This window comes from Methanolobus sp. (genome assembly GCF_016278365.1).
GTDB lineage: Archaea > Halobacteriota > Methanosarcinia > Methanosarcinales > Methanosarcinaceae > Methanolobus.
This window is the reverse complement of sequence record NZ_JADQBZ010000011.1, coordinates 64,808-80,176: the sequence shown is the minus strand read 5'-3', so window position 1 is coordinate 80,176 and position 15,369 is coordinate 64,808. Positions and strand designations below refer to the sequence as shown.

At 46.8% G+C, this 15,369-nt stretch carries 17 protein-coding genes; 12 read left to right on the top strand and 5 right to left on the bottom strand.

Going from position 1 to position 15,369, the window contains the following annotated elements; genetic code table 11:
- The first annotated feature begins 1 nt into the window (after position 1).
- Positions 2-394, top strand: coding sequence for a 4Fe-4S binding protein (locus QZZ22_RS12100; protein ID WP_292465229.1), 393 nt, complete (start codon positions 2-4; stop codon positions 392-394).
- A gap of 32 nt (positions 395-426) precedes the next feature.
- Complete coding sequence (locus QZZ22_RS12095; RefSeq protein WP_292465227.1) at positions 427-1,140, top strand: UPF0280 family protein; 714 nt, start codon at positions 427-429, stop codon at positions 1,138-1,140.
- Positions 1,141-1,178: 38 nt separating this feature from the next.
- Here the strand turns inward: QZZ22_RS12095 and QZZ22_RS12090 are convergent, their stop codons facing one another.
- Complete coding sequence (locus tag QZZ22_RS12090) at positions 1,179-1,874, bottom strand: AIM24 family protein (RefSeq protein WP_292465225.1); 696 nt, start codon at positions 1,872-1,874, stop codon at positions 1,179-1,181.
- 235 nt (positions 1,875-2,109) lie between these two features.
- Here QZZ22_RS12090 and QZZ22_RS12085 point away from each other — a divergent pair, with 235 nt between their 5' ends.
- From QZZ22_RS12085 to QZZ22_RS12075, 3 genes are read left to right on the top strand one after another with little or no spacing between them, the layout of a single operon-like run.
- The gene (locus QZZ22_RS12085) at positions 2,110-2,355 is read left to right on the top strand and encodes a thioredoxin family protein (RefSeq protein ID WP_292465223.1); all 246 of its coding nucleotides are present in this window, start codon (positions 2,110-2,112) and stop codon (positions 2,353-2,355) included.
- Entirely contained in the window at positions 2,355-3,281 is a 927-nt protein-coding gene (gene trxB / locus QZZ22_RS12080; protein ID WP_292465220.1) for a thioredoxin-disulfide reductase, read from the top strand. Before QZZ22_RS12085 ends, trxB begins: the two co-directional genes overlap by 1 nt.
- A 30-nt stretch (positions 3,282-3,311) precedes the next feature.
- On the top strand, positions 3,312-3,740 hold the full coding sequence (locus tag QZZ22_RS12075; protein WP_292465217.1) for a DUF2111 domain-containing protein: 429 nt from the start codon (positions 3,312-3,314) through the stop codon (positions 3,738-3,740).
- 6 nt (positions 3,741-3,746) lie between these two features.
- On the opposite strand, the gene QZZ22_RS12070 is transcribed toward QZZ22_RS12075, so the two are convergent.
- Complete coding sequence (locus QZZ22_RS12070) at positions 3,747-3,956, bottom strand: hypothetical protein (protein WP_292465215.1); 210 nt, start codon at positions 3,954-3,956, stop codon at positions 3,747-3,749.
- 69 nt (positions 3,957-4,025) lie between these two features.
- Between QZZ22_RS12070 and larB the strand changes: the two genes are divergently transcribed.
- From larB to QZZ22_RS12035, 7 genes are all read left to right on the top strand, one after another.
- Positions 4,026-4,802: a nickel pincer cofactor biosynthesis protein LarB gene (gene larB / locus QZZ22_RS12065; protein ID WP_292465213.1), complete on the top strand. Its 777-nt coding sequence runs from the start codon at positions 4,026-4,028 to the stop codon at positions 4,800-4,802.
- Between the two features lie 74 nt (positions 4,803-4,876).
- Positions 4,877-6,061, top strand: a complete 1,185-nt coding sequence (larC, locus tag QZZ22_RS12060; RefSeq protein WP_292465211.1) for a nickel pincer cofactor biosynthesis protein LarC — start codon at positions 4,877-4,879, stop codon at positions 6,059-6,061.
- A 110-nt stretch (positions 6,062-6,171) separates the two neighbouring features.
- Positions 6,172-7,068 (top strand): serine/threonine-protein kinase RIO2, encoded by an 897-nt coding sequence (locus QZZ22_RS12055; protein ID WP_292465208.1) that lies wholly within the window; start codon positions 6,172-6,174, stop codon positions 7,066-7,068.
- Positions 7,069-7,100: 32 nt separating this feature from the next.
- Complete coding sequence (locus QZZ22_RS12050) at positions 7,101-9,074, top strand: DUF460 domain-containing protein (RefSeq protein WP_292465206.1); 1,974 nt, start codon at positions 7,101-7,103, stop codon at positions 9,072-9,074.
- Between the two features lie 13 nt (positions 9,075-9,087).
- Positions 9,088-9,693: a molybdenum cofactor guanylyltransferase gene (locus QZZ22_RS12045; protein WP_292465204.1), complete on the top strand. Its 606-nt coding sequence runs from the start codon at positions 9,088-9,090 to the stop codon at positions 9,691-9,693.
- Between the two features lie 23 nt (positions 9,694-9,716).
- On the top strand, positions 9,717-10,235 hold the full coding sequence (locus QZZ22_RS12040) for a hypothetical protein (RefSeq protein WP_292465202.1): 519 nt from the start codon (positions 9,717-9,719) through the stop codon (positions 10,233-10,235).
- 225 nt (positions 10,236-10,460) lie between these two features.
- Entirely contained in the window at positions 10,461-11,105 is a 645-nt protein-coding gene (locus QZZ22_RS12035; RefSeq protein WP_292465200.1) for a tetratricopeptide repeat protein, read from the top strand.
- Here the strand turns inward: QZZ22_RS12035 and QZZ22_RS12030 are convergent.
- The 3 genes from QZZ22_RS12030 to QZZ22_RS12020 all read right to left on the bottom strand — a co-directional run bounded on the left by QZZ22_RS12030 (position 11,098) and on the right by QZZ22_RS12020 (position 15,352).
- Entirely contained in the window at positions 11,098-12,336 is a 1,239-nt protein-coding gene (locus QZZ22_RS12030) for an MBL fold metallo-hydrolase (RefSeq protein WP_292465198.1), read from the bottom strand. The two genes, QZZ22_RS12035 and QZZ22_RS12030, sit on opposite strands and share 8 nt — an antisense overlap.
- A gap of 19 nt (positions 12,337-12,355) precedes the next feature.
- Positions 12,356-14,581, bottom strand: a complete 2,226-nt coding sequence (locus QZZ22_RS12025; protein WP_292465196.1) for a DNA topoisomerase I — start codon at positions 14,579-14,581, stop codon at positions 12,356-12,358.
- A gap of 267 nt (positions 14,582-14,848) precedes the next feature.
- Positions 14,849-15,352, bottom strand: a complete 504-nt coding sequence (locus tag QZZ22_RS12020; RefSeq protein ID WP_292465194.1) for a ferritin-like domain-containing protein — start codon at positions 15,350-15,352, stop codon at positions 14,849-14,851.
- Positions 15,353-15,369: the final 17 nt, after the last annotated feature.

Sequence of the window (15,369 nt, the reverse complement as noted above, 5' to 3'; positions counted from 1 at the left end):
AATGAAGATCAAGATCAACATTTCAAGTGAAACTGTTGTAAGGCCTATTCTCGCGGAGTCGATTATAGAGACCGGGGTTCTTCTGAACGTCTCGCAGGCACATTTTGACCGTTCCCATGGAGAAGTCGTAGCTGATGTATTGGAAGAACATTATGAAAAGATATACCATGCATTAACATCGAGAGGTGCGCGCGTCAGGAGACTCGACGCTCCTATCGAATGGGACGAGGATGAATGTGTCGAATGCGGCGCATGCATATCCGTATGTCCTACCAGGGTATTCTCTCTGGATGAAGATTACAGTCTTAAGGTAGACCAGGCAAAATGCATCCAATGCGGCACATGTATTGAAATGTGTCCCCACAGGGCCCTTACCTTGCTGAACAACAAGTGAACCCGGTTCATAGGTAATACTATTTTCTCAGCATGAAAGAATATTATCGGTTGAAGGAAACCATAGTGACTATCCAGGCGGATGAGCGCTCCTACATAGAAGCAGCCAAAGCGGAGATCATCTGCCAGAGGATGGAGCTTGAAAGATATATTTCCTTTGATCCTTTCTTCAGGACAAGCCTTGAACCCTATGGCATAAAAGGTGAAGCTCCTCTGATCATAAGAAGGATGACAGAGGCAGCTACTACCATGGGTATCGGTCCTATGAGCGCTGTTGCAGGCACTATCTCCGCTTTTGCAGTCGAAGCAATGGTTGATGCAGGAGCCACCTTTGCTATTGTAGATAACGGGGGCGACATCGCAATCATTAATGACCGGCCGGTAGTGATGGGTATCTATGCAGGAGAATCTTCCCTGAAGAATCTTGGTTTCACTTTGAAAGAGAGGGATATAATCACTGGTATTTGTACGTCATCAGGGACAGTAGGGCCTTCCATAAGTTTTGGGATGGCTGATGCGGCAGTTGTTTTCTCGGATAATGTTCCGCTAGCTGACTCCGCTGCTACTGCTCTGGGAAATGCAACCGCTGTAGGGAGGGATGCTGTTGAAGCTTCCTTTGATGTTGTAAAGGATGCATCCGGGATAAAAGGCGCCATAGTGATACAAGGTGACTATCTGGGCCTCTGGGGCGAGGTCCCTCCATTGACAAGGGTCAATGTGGATTACGACTGCATCACAAAAGGATGAGTTGCAGGTGAATACCTGCAAGAATTCCGGTCTCTGTTTCAGGCTGTTGTCGTAACGTACATAATCTCTTCAAAGGGCTGCACTACGACAAATCCCTCTCCTCTGAAAGCCATCTGTACGCTCTCGCCGCTTGATCTTCCGACAAGCGTCTTCAGGGATATGTCGGTCTTAAGCTCAGGGGCAAGGTTTCCGGACCAGGCCACAGTGGCATTTGGGTCGGTGTATACCGGCTGGTCACTGGTAACTCTGAGTGTCAGGGGATCATAGTGGGTAGTTATTGCAACCATTCCCGTTCCTTCCAGCCTGACATTGAAAAGACCTCCTGACATCATACTTGCCATTTTCTTCATAAGCTTGATATCCCAGCTGACACTTTCCTCAAAGGCAAGCAGGTCATTACCGTTGACAAAGATGGACTCATTATTCAGATTGATAATGGATATCTTCTTTCCGGTATCGGCCAGATACACTTTACCAGTTCCTTCGGCCTTTGTGAGGGATACTCCTTCTCCTGTAAAGGCTTTTTTTACAAATTTTCCAAGCCCGTGTTCAAGCACTCCCTCGCGTGTGAATTTCACATTGCCAAGATATGCGATCATAGCGCCTCTTTTTATCCAAACCCTTCCGTCAAGGTTTACTTCCAGCAGCCTGTCGCGCTCCAGTTCGAACTTTCCTTCCCCAAGGTCTTTCTGGCCTGTGGTCCTTATGAATTCTTCCATTGTATAGCGTGGCATTTGATATTTCCTCTTTTTGTAGAATAGTTCACAATTTGTATACATGCAATATAGTTTATTATATTTTATATCTTGCATTAAATTTCTCATATCGCGGGCTACTACAGGTAATCAATAACCGGGGTCAATCCGGAGCCAATATGGCGAATCAAGCTAAGAGTCAATAATTAGATATACTTTTCAGATAATAGAATAAATGACAGGTAATAACAAATCATAACAGGAGTGGTATATTATGGTAAAGGTAACCCTTGTTCATTCGGAATGGTGTCATTTCTGCCCAAGTGCAAAGGAACTCTGGCGGGAACTGAAGGACAAATATGATTTTGAGTATGAGGAAGTTGAGCTGGATACCCCTGAAGGCAAAGAACTTGCTAAAAAGTTCAAGATCCGCTCTATTCCTACAACTATAATCGATGATAAAGTGGTATTTGTAGGGGTCCCAGACAGGGAAAAGGCAAGCAATGTCATAATAGTCTGATGGTTGCAACTATGTATGACCTGATCATTGTGGGGGCAGGGCCAGCAGGATTGACTGCGGGAATATATGCTGCACGGTATGGACTGGAAACACTGGTGCTTGAGCAGTCAGCAGTTCCGGGGCAGATCTCTGTCGCAAATGTTATCGAGAACTACCCTGGCTTCATCTCCACTTCCGGAAAGGAGCTTATGTCCCGTTTCAGAGAGCATGCCCTGGCTAACGGGATCGCTATAAAAAAAGCTGATGTTAAGAAAGTAGAGGATGTAGCAGGTAAAAAGATTGTTCTCACCCATGATGAAGAACTCTATGCTCTTGCAGTTATCGTAGCAACTGGTGCAAACCCAAAACTCCTTGGTGTCCCGGGTGAGAGGAAGCTTCTGGGCAAGGGTGTTTCATATTGTGCTACCTGCGATGCTGCTTTTTTTGCAGACCAGGAGGTTCTCGTTATCGGCGGGGGTGAATCTGCTGTGACTGATGCCCTGATTCTGTCCGGTATTGCAAGTAAGGTCTATGTTGCTCACAGGAGGGACAGCCTAAGGGCCTGTAAAGTGCTGCAACAAAGGGCTTTTATGAAGGATAACATTGAATTCATATGGGATTCGGTTGTCGAGGAGATTATAGGCGAAGAAGCTGTCGAGAAGGTCATAATGAAGAATGTGAAGACCGGCGAGATGACAGAAAAGAATGTTGAGGGTGTCTTCATATATGTGGGCATCAATCCTAATACGGGAATAGTTGAACTCGAAAAGAACGATAATGGTTTCATAATTACAAATGAGAAAATGGAAACGTCTGTAAAGGGTATCTATGCTGCCGGTGATTGCCGTGTAAGCCCTCTCTGGCAGGTTGTTACGGCAGTTGCTGACGGGGCTGTGGCAGCGATCTCAGTGCAGGAATATGTGACAGATCTTAAATTGATGCGATAATAATACTTTTATCGCTTTAAATAGTATGGGATGTTCAAGATGATTTGTAACAACGAGAATGATCAATTGTATTGTCTCAGGATATGTGCGGACTCTACTGCCGATGATCTGCAGCCTGTAGCCCAGGTTGTGCATGCCCTGCTCGGAATCCCTGTTACTATCCGAAGCAAGAATTATAAAGGTCTCCGCATGGAACGGGGCGTGGTCGTTGAGAAGGAATATACGGGTCCGATCCTTGAAGAAGTCCTCCGGACTAATACTCTTATCAGGAAGGTTCCGTCTGAAGGGACTTACAAGGGGAAATCCGTAGTTGTAGTTCCTATAAGGACGCATGAAGGTGATGTGATAGCTGCCATAGGTGTCGTGGACCTGGTGGCCGCAATGGACATACTCTATATGTTCAGGGAGTACCCGGGAATCATCGACGAAGTCGAAGAAGCCAGGAGCAGAATGAAATAAATTGTTTTACAGCTCTTTGAGTTGCCTGAACTTAATGGCCTGTCCAATTACGAATGCAACTATAGAGACTGCAATAGCGAGCAGTATGACCATCAAGAGATTGCCTGCTTCTGCATATTTCATCATGCTGTAGAACAAGAATGCACTTAGTACGGCGCCAATTAGAAACAGGAGTGCAATCGGCAAACTATATATTTTTTCAAGTGGTCCTTCCATAAGGGGAACAGAGTTTTATCCATATTATACTTTTCTATTGTAATCGTGCTAAAGAACATGGAGTATCAAATGGAACTAAAGAACATACTTAATAAAATAAAGAATAACGAGATGGAGCCAGAAGTGGCGGAAGGGCATATACGTTCCATGGGTTATGTTCCGGTTTCAGACATCGCAAAAGTAGATATATTCCGCAGACATCGCACAGGTATCATGGAAGCCATCCTTGCTGAAGGGAAGGACCCCGAAGATGTAGTTGAAATTGCGAAGGCACAGGTGGCTGCAACAGGAAGGGTGCTTATAACCCGTCTTGGGATAAAGCACATGGAATCCCTTGAGTCCTCTTTCAATCCTGGAAATATCGAATGGAGCATGCACAGGACCGCAGCGGTTGTCCACGACGGCACACCTTCCCTGAGAACCGGGGGTCTTGTAGCTATCATTACCGCCGGGACTGCTGACATAGATGTTGCTGAAGAGGCCCGTATGGTAGCCCATGAGATGGGATGCGAGACTATCGCCATATATGATGTGGGTGTTGCAGGCTTCCACAGGCTGGTGGGAGAGATGATCAAGTTGCAGGATCACAAGCCGGATGCCATAGTCGTGGCAGCCGGACGGGAAGGCACTCTGCCAACCGTAGTTTCCGGACTGGTGGATGTACCCGTGATTGGTGTTCCCGTTTCTACCGGCTATGGCGCCGGAGCAAAGGGTGAAGCTGCCCTGCTCTCTATGCTGCAATCATGTTCTGTTCTCTCTGTGGTGAATATCGATGCAGGATTTGTGGCTGGCTCCTTTGCTGCAAGGATCGCAAACACGGTTGCAAAAGCACGTAGCAGAGATTAACTCCGGAAACGCTGCTTCCTGTATAAATAACGACTAGCAATATCCCGATTCAATTATTAAGATGATGTGAAAGCATGAGGTCGCTTATATTCGAACCATTCTCAGGCGCTGCCGGGGATATGATACTTGCAAGCCTTATAGGGCTTGGTGCGGACAGGGAAAAGGTCAGGGAAACCATAGAATCCGCAGTGGACGTTTCCGTATCTGTGGGAAACGTCAACAAAAGCGGTATCGAGGCAGTTGATGTAAAGGTCCACGCTCCCCGGGAGACCCATCACAGGCATTACTACGAACTTGTTGATGTCATTAAAAGCGCAGGACTTCCTGTCGGGGTTGAACAGAGCACTCTTGGTGTGTTTGCCATAATGGCTAAAGCCGAGTCAAAGATCCATGGGCTTCCTCTTGAAGAACTGCACTTCCATGAGGTTGGACAGAATGACGCTCTTGCGGATGTTATAGGCTCATGCTTTGCCTTTCATGAGATTGCTGCAGATGCAGTGTTGTGCACTGCGGTAAACGTTGGCGGAGGAAAAGTGAAGGCTGCACATGGCATGATGGCAGTTCCCGCACCGGCAACTCTGGAAATACTCAAAAACAGCGGGCTATATTTTTATGGTTCAGGAAAACGGGAGCTGCTGACCCCCACAGGTGCAGCTTTGCTAGCATATTTCTCAAAGCCTGTCGAGAACATCCCACAGGGCCGCGTTCTCTCGATCGGCTATGGTGCCGGGGATGCGGATACCGAGGATCCCAATGTACTTCGTTCGATACTCCTGGATGTACAGGACACTCTGTCCCGGGACACGATCGAGGTGCTGGAAACCAATGTAGACGATGTGACCGGCGAGGTGCTCGGGAATCTTTTCGAGAGATTGCTGTCAGCCGGCGCGCGTGATGTCACCATCACTCCCACGACCATGAAAAAAGGCAGGACCGGGCATATCATCAAAGTGATAACAAAACCGCAGGACAGTGACCATGTCGCCAGGGTGTTGATGAAGGAGACCGGCACTCTCGGTGTCCGTGTGATACCCACAAAACACAGGTATGTCGCAGATCGCCGCATGGAGAAAGTTGCTGTGTCTCTCAGGGGCGAGGAATTTACAGTCGCGGTCAAGATAGCCCAGGACCGGACAGGGGAAATATTGCACATGTCAGCGGAATACGAGGACTGCCGCAAGGTTGCGGAGAAGTCCCGGATCCCACTGAAGGAAGTTATGAGGAGGGTTGAGGAAGAGGCGTGGGAGAGATTTGCATAACTTATAGTCTACTCCACAAAGGCTTCCTGTAAGATGTGTTTCATAGAAGGTTGGTTAATATGCCAGATCAACCACAAACATTCTAAACCATCCCGGCAATTACACACCAAATGATAGACGACGTCATAAAAGTATTCAAGGAACTGGACAGCAAGGACCTGCGTATACTGCAGGGCATAGAGATTGGGATGAAGCACTATGAGTGGGTGCCGATGGATGAAGTGATCAAGTTCACACGCCTTCCTTTCTCGATGCTGGATTACAGGATCAGGCAGCTAATGCGAAAAAGGATGGTTGTGGCAACCAATGTTCCTTATGAGGGGTACCAGATATATTATGATGCATACGATGCGTTAGCCCTCAACACATTCGTTAAGAGGGGAACAGTGAATGCCATTGGAGATGAGATTGGTGTTGGCAAGGAATCCGTCGTTATCGAGGCTATAAAACAGCCTGAACTTGGGATTGGTGAACCGCAGGGAGTGATCATCAAGTTCCACAGGGAAGGCAGGACAAGTTTCAAGAGCGTGAAGAGGGTGCGTTCCCATCTGGATGACAAAGAGCACTTCTCATGGATATATGCCGCCAGGCTTGCGGCAAAAAGGGAAGCCGACATCATGCGCCAGCTTTATCCGGATGTGTCCGTACCAAAACTGATAGACAACAACCGCCATGCTCTTGTCATGGAAGTCGCGCCAGGTTCCCTTCTCTATCGCACGAAGCTTGAGGAACCGGAATGGTTCATGGATGCGATCATTGATCAGTTGAAGATCACTTACAGTAAAGGTATCATTCATTCCGATATAAGCGAGTATAATATTTTCGTATATGACGGCGGGGTACAGATCATTGACTGGCCGCAATATGTAGAGAACAGTCATCCTCATGCAGATGAACTGCTGGGCAGGGATGTCTTTAACGTGATCAAATACTTCAAGCGCAAATACAATCTTGACCGGGATCAGGATGAGGTCATGGGATATATAAAGCAGGCCCAAGAGTCATAACTATATGCTATCGCCAACATACGTTTCATTATATGCAGAATGGGGTCATTTACGGTATTGATATCGCAAAGGGTTCCTCGCGGGCCCAGGATGTGCCAAGGTATGCGGTTGCGATCCTTCATGAAGGCGAAGTCACACATTATACCATGCTGCGTAGGCACAAGATACTCAGGATGGTACAGAAGGACCGTCCTGACTATATCGCGGTGGACAATATCTACGAATTGGCGGCTGACAAGAATGAACTGATGCAGTTCCTTGGAAAACTGCCTGAGAACACAAAGCTGGTCCAGGTCACAGGCGGCATTCACCAGAAACCTCTGCTGCGCCTCGCCCAGGAACAGGGTATATCTTTCAACCAGTTCAACCCGGTTGAGGAAGCTGAAGCATGTGCCACGCTCGCGAACCTTGGCGTGGGTTGCGAAGTCTCTCTTTTTGAAGATGTCACAAAGATAAAGGTTAGCAGGGCCCGCTCTCTTGGCAGGGGTGGATGGAGCCAGAACCGGTATCGCAGGAAAGTACACGGGGGTGTGAAAGAGAAGAGCAGGGAAATCGAGAATGTGCTGCGCAGATTCTCCAGGGATACAGGTTTTACTTATACTCTCAAGACGACGGAAGGTTTTGGTGGCTATGTCAGGGCAGAGTATACAGTAAATGCTAAAAGAGAACGAGTACCCATAAAACCATCTTCCACTGCTGATGTGCAGGTAACAGTAAAAAGCGTGGAAAGGGACAAGATTAAATACCTGCCCATAAAGAAAAAGGGTCGCAAGCACACTATCGTCGGGATAGATCCCGGGACCACGGTAGGCATAGCTATACTTTCCCTTGAAGGAGAACTTCTGCTCCTGCGAAGTATCCGTGGGATATCTCATGATGAGGTAGTTAAACTGATAGCAGAATACGGGAAGCCTGCTGTGGTTGCAACGGACGTCTTCCCCACTCCGGCGGCCGTTGAGAAGATACGCCGCAGTTTTAATGCTGTTCTGGGAACTCCGGGAGGGGAAATGAGGGCCGAGGATAAGATAGCACTGGCCAGACCTCTCGGTTATTCCAATGACCATGAAAGGGATTCCCTGGCTGCTGCACTTACAACTTATAAGAATTACAAGAACGTCTTTTCCCGGATCGAGAAAAGGGCTCCAAAGTATCTTGATATTGACACGATAAAATTCCATGTGATTCATGGTGCTTCTATAGAAGATGCCATCGAAAAAGTAATGCCAGCCCCGAAGGTAAAGAAAGAGCTCCGGCCAGAACCGGAAAAGACCGAAATGACGGATGCTGATGTGCAGGTAAGCAGGCTCCGGGAGGAACTGAGCCAGAAAAATGCGCAGATCAGGCAGCTTAAAGATTATGTGGCCGAGCTTAAATATGAGTCCGGACAGAAAGAAAAATCCATTGAGACACTGGAGCATCGCATCAGCAAATTGAAAGGTTCCGGTTACCTTAAAGTTCGCAGGGAGAAAGAGGTACAAATTCGGGATAATGAGATAAACAGGCTTAAAAAGGAACTTGCAAGTGTCCGCCAATCTCTCAGGAACCAGCGTTCCCATACCAAGCGCCTTAAACAGATACATAAGAAAGAAATGAAAGGTGAAGGGTTACCTGTAAAAATCGTCAAATCATTTGCAAAGGAAGCCATACAGCATACAAAAGATATGTATGGTCTTAAAAAAGGAGACCTTATATATCTTGAGAACCCCAGTGGCGGAGGCCCGGTCACTGCATCAATGTTTACGGAATCAGGTGTTCGTGCGATCATAACCTCGGAGGATATACCGCATACTGCCCTTGAATATTTCTATGACACCAACCTGCCTGTTATCAAAGGCCTGGAGGTGCAGAGGGTGGATGACTTTGCAATGGTTGACCCTGCAAGGCTGGAAGATGCCATAAGTGAATGGGAGGAGCGATCAAAGAAGCGCCTTAAAGAGAAAGAGCATCAGCAGTTCAAGTCAATACTTGACGAATACCGTAGTGAGCGCAGGCGGGGACTTGTATAGGGGTGGTATTTTCATGAAACGATCCTCTTTGCTTCTGGCAGGTGGTCTTGGAACAAGGCTTGCAGGCAGAGAAAAAGCACTACTTCTCTTAAATGGTAACACTTTCATAGAGAATACCCTGCGGGTTCTGGACAGGGTATGTGATGAGGTAATAATCTCTTTCAGGGATGAGGCCCAGCTCAGGCAGTTAGGTGAATATGTGCATGGAAGAAAAACAGTGCTGGACACACTTCAGCATGCTGGTCCTCTTGCCGGAATGCTGGAAGGGTTCAGGGCGGCTTCGGGAGAGTATGTGCTTGTTGTAGCCTGTGATATGCCCTACATCAATGCTGATGTCATTGATCGCCTGTTCAAACGGGCAGAAGGCCATGATGCAGTGGTCCCTGTAGGTGATTCCGGGAAAAAGGAGCCATTGCATGCTGTCTATAAAAGAATCCCGATGTTGCATGCAATAGAAATTTCCCTGCCGGAGGGGGATAGGTTTGTCATGTCTCCTGTGCTGAAACTGAACGATGTTGTTTTTCCTGAAGCCAGGACTCTGGGTGACTTGGGAAAGGGGATAACTACATTTATAAACATAAACACTCCTGAAGACCTGGCAAAGTTAAAAGACAATTAATTTAACACTTTTGAGGCAGTTCAATGGATACCGGTATATTAATAGAGACGGCAATAAAAAAGATAGCTGATATCTATGAGCTTGAGATAACTGATGTTAAAAAAGCTATCTCTGACTCTGAATACCCTCTGGATCTGCCAAGAATGGTTGATGAGGGTGTATATTGTTTTCGGGGTCATGATGACGAAATACGGTACGAGAATGCTTCGATATGCCTTTCTGACAAAATACTGGCAAACCCTGGTGTTGCTAAGATTCTGTTGGCTGTTATCTGTTCAAGGATTGACCAATGGGACAGGGAGGATATTCATGAACTTCTTTCACTTCTTAGACAGGCTATCGGTATAATGGAATTGAACCCTGACTGTTACATAGGTTTAAGCTCATGCTGCATTGATATCAACGATCTCCCCTCGGAAGATATCCCTGCAGACCTTGACGGCAAATACAGGATATGGGCCATGGATAAAAATGGGATGTGTCTTGTGGGTACTGATGCTGATCAGGTCATGCATCTGGATGATCTCAGGAACTCCTTTTAATAAATTGTGCAGATTGCTAAACGTATTTATCACTTAAGAGGGTCTCGTTCTTTACTATATATAGGATGCAGTATGCCGAATTCTTTAACAGACTTATATAAAACTTCTAAAAGATTCGATAAGTTAATAATGTTGATGTGCATTAACAAAATTGGAATGGTAGTAATATACTGATATTTGCATATTTATTATCTTCATATCCTTATCTCGGAGTTGGTTGGCGGGATGGAGAACGATACACCTGAGGAATGGTTCAAGCTGGCTTTTGATGCAGAGGAGCCGGAAGAAAAAATAGAGTATTTTGACCTCATACTTGATTGTGAGACGAGGGATCCCGTTCTTTGGAGTGATGATGCTCTTGCTCTCATATGGAACAATAAAGGTATTGCCTATACTTTTATGGGGATGTATACCGAGTCAATGGATTGCTTTGAGAGGTCTCTGAGATACAATAAGAATGACATTGATGTATGGTATAATATGGGAGTTGCCCTTTTCAACCTGGAAAGATTCGAAGAGTCCCTTAACTGTTATAATCGGATTCTGGCAATTGACCCGCGCAATGATAACGTATGGATCAACAAAGGCGATGTGCTTGCTTATACTGGCAGGCACATGGAGGCTATTGACTGCTACAGCAAGGTTCACAAGGAGATCGAGCTTGATTGCAAGTTTGCTATTGTATGGAACAAAAAAGGGCTGGCATATCTTGATCTTGGCCTTTATGAGAATGCAGCCGAATGTTTCTCAAAGGTCCTTTCAATAGATCCTGAACATGTAGGTGCCATAGAGAATATGCGACTTGCGGTTGAAGAAGCCAAAATAAAGAACAGCCTTGCAGTCCAGGCACAGTCCCACACCATTAGATAGTAAAGTGATCGCCCAGTTGAGGTGCATGTGCATTCACACCAGTTTCGCTCCTGACCCACTCTGCAAAGCCTTCCGTGTCCTCTCCGTGCATGGTGAACACCTGCTCTGTACCCCTGTCGCAGAAATCCCGAACAATTGTTTTAAGTTCCCTGTCCCCGCAGTGAGCTGAGAAGTCATACTGTTCAACCTTTATCTCCAATTGCTGGATAACTCCGTCGTTCTCAATTACACGATTGTCCAGGGCCATCCTGCCATTTGTGCCTTCGACCTGATAACCCGTGAGAAGGATCTTTGACTTCGGGTCCCTGTATAATTTTTTCAGGTAGTATAGCACCGGACCGCCGCTCAGCATTCCTGCAGTCGTTACTATTACAGTTGATTCAAGAGGTATTTTGTCTCTTTTAGGTCCGTACACCATTATAGCATTAGCAAAAGCCTTTCTAAGATGCGTGGGGTTACGCAGGGTATCAGGATGCTTTATCATTATCTTGTAAGCGGAAACACCAAGCCCGTCGACATAGGCTTTGATACCATGTGCATCCAGAAGCATTAGTATCTCCTGCGTTCTTCCTATAGCAAAAGCGGGAACTATCACATTACCTCCCACATTGAGCGTATCCATGAGCGAGTCGATAAAAGCTTTCTCTATCTCTTTTCTGGGAGGGTGGTCGTTCCCGAAATATGTACTTTCTATTATTAGCGCATCAACATCCGGGAAATCCGTAGCCCCGGATACCAGCCTGGTGTCTATTGTGTTTATATCTCCTGTATAATACACACTTTTCCCACTCTTGTCTTCCAGACGAATGGCTGCAGCGCCCGGTATGTGTCCGGCATCATAGAACTGTGCATTGTAGCCGTGGGTGTGGAACTCCACGCCGGTATCTATCCGGTGAGTATTTTCAACGAACCTTGAAAGGTCTGTGCTATCGTATGCCGCTATTTCCCTGTTTCTTTCTGCGATTCTGAGGGTATCCCTGGCAAGCATGCTTGAAAGGTCAAATGTCAGGGGTGTCATAAAGACATCAGGCGTAATATCCATCAGATTTGGCACGGCACCCGAGTGGTCAAGGTGTGCATGTGAGACCAGCACAGCTTCCGGCCGCGCACCGTTCACCGGATACTGGGTGACCTCGCCGGGCTTTAAGCCATAGTCCATCATTATCCTGTCATCGATCAGGACGGCCGAGCGTCCGACTTCTCTGCATGCTCCTTTGAATTCTAGTTTCAACCTGATCACCGCTCAAGTTTCAGGCAACGGCATCCTGCCAGCTCCTGATCTTCTTCACCGGAATATTGGTGGTTTTTGCAAGCTCCAGAGGATTCACGTCAACAAGGTCCTTAACATCGGATACTCCTGCCTCGGTAAGTTTCTCAGCTGTAACTTTTCCTATTCCTGTTATGTCGGTTATCTTTTTAGGTTTTATCTTACCGTTGTTATTCTTCTTCTCTTCTTCCTGTATCTTTTTCCACTCAATGAAGTTGCACTGCGGACATCCGAGGTTCCATGGCCTCTTTCCGGAATTGATGATGGTGATGTAGTAAAGGCCGTGCTGTTCGCAGGTCTTATCTGTCACTATCACTTTCCCTCCGCGGGGCAGGGGGAGTGAGAAATTGCATTCAGGGTATCCTTCACAGCCAATGAAACGCCCTCCTTTCTTTGAGCGCATGACCATAAGCTTTGAGCCGCATTCAGGACAAACTCCTATTATCTTATCCTCTCTCAAACCGGCACGTAAGGACTCGCTGATGTTGTCCCTGTTTTCCTCAAGATCCCGGAAGACCGAGAACAACATTTCTCTTGATTCCTTGAGCACTTCGTCTTCCGGAATGTTCCCTTCTGCTATCCTGTCCATATCTTCTTCCAGCTTGCTTGTCATGTCTGGTTTTGATATGGTGGGCGCGAACCTCTCAAGTGACTCTACAACAGCAAAGGCGGTCTTTGTAGGCTGAAGCGGATTGCCGTGGATATATGCCCTTGAGTATAGCTTGCTTATAATCTCATGGCGTGTTGCTTTTGTGCCAAGGCCAAGCTCTTCCATGAGTTTGATAAGCCTGCCCTGACCGTATCTCCCGGGTGGTTGCGTTTCTTTTTCTGCTACATCCTTGCTCAGGACGGCCAGCTCATCACCTTCTGCCAGAGCGGGGAGCAGCCTGTCTTCAGGCGCATTGTATGGATAGTACCATCTCCATCCGGGCTTAACAAGTCTGGCCCCATTAGCCTTGAATTCCTCTCCGGTAATGTCGAACCGCGCTTTGATGGTTTCCCATTCTGCTGGTTCTGCAAATGTTGCAAAGAAGCGTCTGACTATCAGTTCATAGAGTTTCCACTCCTGCTCGTTCAGTTCGGTCTTCTTTGCAAGGGATGCCGGATAAATAGGCGGGTGATCCGTCGTTTCTTTCTTTCCTCTTGTAGGCACGAGCTCTTTCATTGCAAGGAGTTTTTCAGCGTATTCCTTGAATGGACCCTTGGTGAATATCTCTATCTGCGCCCGAAGGTCTATAGTCTCAGGGTAAACGGTGTTGTCAGTCCTGGGATATGAGATGAAACCGTTCATGTAAAGTGATTCTGCGATGTTCATTGCACTTGAGGCAGTATAGCCCATAGTACTGGCTGCACTGATGAACTCCGTGGTGTTGAAAGGCGTGGGCTGCTTGTCGGTCTTGGTGGAAGTAGTTATGCTTGAGACCACTGCGGTCTCTTTAAGTGCGCTGAGGGCACTGTCAACAGCTTCCTTTTCCCAGAACCGGCTGGTCCTGTGCTCAGCCAGGAAGACTTCTCCATTTTCTGTTTGCAGGCTCGCAGAAAGCTCCCAGTATTTCCTGGCTACGAAAGCATCTCTTTCCTTTTCGCGCTCCACTATAAGAGCAAGTGTAGGCGATTGTACCCTTCCCACAGAAAGGAACATGTTACCCAGTCGCCCGGCAGCCAGAGATATGTAGCGTGTCAGGGAAGCACCCCACACAAGATCAATGACCTGCCTCGAATGTCCTGCATCAGCAAGGCTGAAGTCTATCCTGGTGGGATTCTCAAAAGTATCGTGTATCTCCTTGGGCGTGATTGCACTGTAGTGGACCCTGTCAAACTCTACATCGGGATTTACGCTCTTCAAAATGTTCACTGCCTCGACACCAATAAGCTCTCCTTCCCTGTCGTAGTCAGTGGCGATAGTAGCTTTTGTAGCCTCTTTACCCAGCTTTTTGAGCGCAGATACGATCTTTACCTGCGTGGATGCGGTTATTACCTGGGCATCTATCAGTTCTTTAGCCTCGACCTTCTGCCAGTTATTGTAGGCCTTGGGAAAGTCCAGCTTCACAATATGTCCGCTCAGCCCGATGAAAACCTTCCTGTCCTCACCGGTGCCATATTCATAGGTGTCGACTCCGCTGACCCTCACCTGTTTTAATTTGTCCTGGGCAAGGATGCTTGCTATTCTCTTTGCCGCTATATGTTTCTCTGCTATGATGAGATGCATATTGTCTCCAAAGTCCTCATGAGATGAATGAATTCTAGAACGTTGTTCAATCGGAAAACGCCGCAAAGAAGTTTTTGTTTTGTGCGGGCTTTCAACTTTTAAATCTAAAAATCATTCTGCTAAATATACTTATCGCAAACAGGTGTTTCCAATAAGATTAATTTTTCTCTCATCCTGACAAAAATCACTAAAAAAAGAAGCATGCATCCCCCTTCACAGATAAGGTCTGTGGACGGGGATGCATGGATAAGCCCACCCCGGCTTACTTTATTTTTGTTGTAGAAGTTCGATGTCCTCGAGAACTGCCTGTAGGTCATCCTCGTGCTCGATTTCATCGGTCATTATCTGAAGGACCATATTGTAGGTTACAGGATCCTTATCCTTGACCTTGTTCAATATAGTATTATATGTCTGGATAGCGCATTGCTCCCCTTTGATGTTCTGTTCAAGGATCCTCTTTACAAAAGGATCAATGGGAGCATCATATCCGCAGTTGCTGACCTTATACCATTCTTCCGGGGAGAGTATGGGAGTTCCTCCGAGCTGTATGATCCTTGATGCCACCATATCGGCGTGCCTGAGCTCGTCAGCAGCGTGCTGTATAAGTTCGGCTGCAGCCTCTTCCTTCATAGGGCCCTTGATAACCTTTGCTCCTACCCAGTACTGGTAATACGCAAGCCACTCATCTGCTAATGCCTTATTGAGTGAGTCGATCAGATCTTTTACATCTACCCCAAGGGTCTCAAGTATTTGAATTCCTTTAGTTCCCATTTTTGTCACCTGCGTTA